This is a genomic window from Bacillus sp. AFS023182 (assembly GCF_002560575.1).
GTDB classification, from domain to species: domain Bacteria; phylum Bacillota; class Bacilli; order Bacillales; family Bacillaceae_G; genus Bacillus_A; species Bacillus_A arachidis.
In genome coordinates this window covers 1-3,277 of the sequence record NZ_NTRO01000104.1, presented here as the reverse complement: position 1 = coordinate 3,277, position 3,277 = coordinate 1, and the positions used below count along the sequence as shown (strand labels likewise).

Genomic DNA, 3,277 nt, shown 5'->3' with positions numbered 1-3,277 from the left:
AAGTTTTCGCACCAGAACCCTTCTCTTTATAGCGTAATGATTAATTATAGAAAAATATTTTGGCAGACAGTTTGTTGAACTGTCTGCCCCGTGAATGAACAATTGATTGAGCTATATTTGTAACAGCCCATAAATAGTATGGCCAAAATTCCAAAAATTATTCATGAGTTAAATTTAATAAAAACTTTATTTGAGAACAAAAACTTTGTCTCAATAAATAGAGGAGAACAGCTTTTAAAGCTATTCTCCTAAACAGAAGGAGAGCTTCTCAAATGGCAATTAATCAAGCTCTACAAAGGTAGTATGTACCTACATTGAAAATATATGTAACAAAGCAGCTGGCTTAATAAACCAACTGCTCGGTTGTCACAACTGCCTATTAAGGAGATAGAGTTTAGCGCAATTTCATGGTAATAGAATTATGGCTGGCGGCTTATCTATAATTTGCACGATATTTGAACAAGTATTCACGAATGTTAGAGAAATTAATAAAAATTTCATTTTGTAGAAAAGAGGAATGGATATGATGAAGCTGAAATAAATGAGGATTTCGAAGGTGAAGTTAGTTTGCTGAATAAAATGCATGTCCATGTAGGGGGCACCATACATAAACATCAAGCTAATATTTTAGAGTATCCAAAAACTAAAGTTTTATCTCTTCATAGCTGTACATGAAAATTCAGTTCATTTTTTTATTTTGGGGAACAATTAATATTCTTAAGTTGATGGGTATGGGGTCACTATACAATGAACTGTCCTCCGAGTCATGGACACTTAAAAAAAGTCCATGATTCGGGGTTTTTGTGTATTTTTACACTCATTCCTCGTTTTAATAGGTATCGCCACACTGCCATCAAGCCAATGACAACAAATATCTCATAACAAAAGATTTTTTTAAGTTAATGGATGTGTAGCAAGAACCCATAAATAAAAAAGATAAGACCAGATTTGGTCTTATCTATGGCATAAGGAGACAGAGAAAGGGTAATAACCATCACTTTTTTATGATAATACATTAACTATTAATTTAGGTATTATAGATAAAAATAGTGATGATATCCATAGAAGGGAATTTATTACTAATTTGTTTGTGCAGTATCAAAAGGTATGAAAATAATTTTAGTTTTATACCGAAAACAAAACACACCTTTTGGTACACATTAGCTATAAGAATTTAATGATTAATTTTACAAATTATAAAAAGTCATGAACTTAGTTTTACTTTCTATTATATACAAGTAATTAGGGGGCAATATCATAGGATAAAGATTGTTCTAAATATTCACCCGGAACTTTCTGATAAGTTAAAAAATCTAACAACAAAACGTTTAAAATATGATAAAATACAATTACATTTGAAAAAGAGTAGTGGGTTCAAGTTGTTATTTACATGAACTCCAAAGAAAAAAGCCAAATTCTGTATAGATTTGGCTTTTTTCTTTTTACGCATTTGTAGCTAAAAATAGCATGGTCTTTAAATCCTTGTTAGGGGCAAGAATTTAAAGAAGAGTTTAGCTTAATTATGATTTTACATAAATTACATATTATAGTAAATTGATATCATTTATACTAAGTATTATAAATATTCAGGTATTTAATACTTAGATTATTTATGCGCAAAGTCACAATTGGTGGGTTTTACAAGTGAACCGTCCTAAAAAGTGAACGAGCGTTTGTAAAGGTATACCTTTACAAACTAAAAGGCCCTATCTATGAAACGTTGAAATATCAAGTTTATAAAGGTAATTCGAATCATTTTATAAACGTTTATTTTTAACGAATACCTTTATAAACAAAAATGGTATAATTGTGGTAACAAATGTAAGGAGAGTACAAAACGTGGCAAATATTTATGGATATATACGTGTAAGTACAAAAGATCAAAATGAACAACGTCAGTTACATAAGATGATGGAACGAGGAGTGGAAGCTCGACGCATCTTTGTCGATAAAGCAAGTGGACGACATTTTGATCGCCCTCAATATCAATTATTACGAAAGATATTAAGTACAGGTGATATTGTTTACATAGATGCCTTAGATCGTATGGGCCGTAATTATGATGAGGTAATTTCAGAATGGAAGTATATAACAAGAGAATTACAAGCTGATATCGTAGTTTTAGAAAATGAAACCCTGTTTGATAGTCGGAAATTTCGTGAGATGGGTGATATGGGCCGATTAATGGAAGATCAATTTTTATCTTTGCTTTCCTATGTTGCGGATCAAGAACGTAAAAAGATTCGTCAGCGACAAGCGGAAGGTATTACAATTGCTAAATCTCAAGGTAGGCATTTAGGGCGTCCTCAACTTAATCTTTCAGCATTAAACCAAAAGCAACTAATTCTAATAGAAGAAACTTATCCAAAGTGGAAAAATAGAGAAATAAGCGGAGTTAAATTTATGGAACTATTAGGACTTAAGAAAAATACTTTTTATAAGATACTAAAAGAATATGAAGTGAACAAATTACAACCTAAATAAAGCATATGAGCCGAATATTCCTTAGAGTAGGAAATTCGGCTTATTTTATTTTGAAATTTGTTTATCGTATATTTTCGTTAAAATGTGGGCGGTACCCCATGGCCATCAAGCTAAAGTTTTAATGTACCTCCAAAATAAAAATTTTCTTTCACTACAGTTAATTACTTCGAGAAGTCAGCGGATTTTTTCATTTTAGGGGGATTTTGTTTTGTTAGCTTGATAGTGATGTGGTGGGACTCCTATATCGTAGATTTAAAGAACTTGAATAAAGTTCTTTTTTATTTGTAATTAAATCCCAGAGTGGCCCCTCATACCCTGAATCGTTTCCGTACCCCTATATGCATTTTACTGGTTTTCATTTTATCTTTGTAACAGAACCGATTATTACTACTTACATCGACATGGTTTTATTGTTATATTTAAAATATACGAATTCGAAAAAGTATTAATAAGAACAATTATTAGTAATAGGAGGTTTTATTATCAAAGGAAAACATCGTAACATTACCCTCGCAATATTAGGACTATATTCCGTTCTGATCCTCTACTTTATGTTTCTTGGTTTCGATAGATTGGGATTAAAATATATTAACCATGAATATGAATTCCAGTTAATTCCGAGTAGTATTCCTTTGGGCTTGCCAAATATGGTAGATGGGGAAGATTTTAATCTATGGTTTTTTAATTTTGGAAATTTAACAGCATTCATACCTTTTGGGGTATTAATTCCTATGTTATATCGTTGTAGCTTTATTAGATTTATTACTTCATTTTGTATTTCTATTCTTATACT

The 3,277-nt window shown here is 30.9% G+C and carries 1 protein-coding gene and 1 pseudogene; both read left to right on the top strand.

All coding sequences use genetic code 11. The features are described 5' to 3' along the window. The first annotated feature begins 1,809 nt into the window (after positions 1 to 1,809). Positions 1,810 to 2,484 carry a recombinase family protein gene (locus CN288_RS26725; RefSeq protein WP_098303532.1) on the top strand — a complete coding sequence of 225 codons (675 nt, stop codon included), beginning with the start codon at positions 1,810 to 1,812 and terminating at the stop codon, positions 2,482 to 2,484. Between the two features lie 551 nt (positions 2,485 to 3,035). After that, a pseudogene (locus CN288_RS29930) lies at positions 3,036 to 3,277 on the top strand (VanZ family protein); the annotation flags it as partial.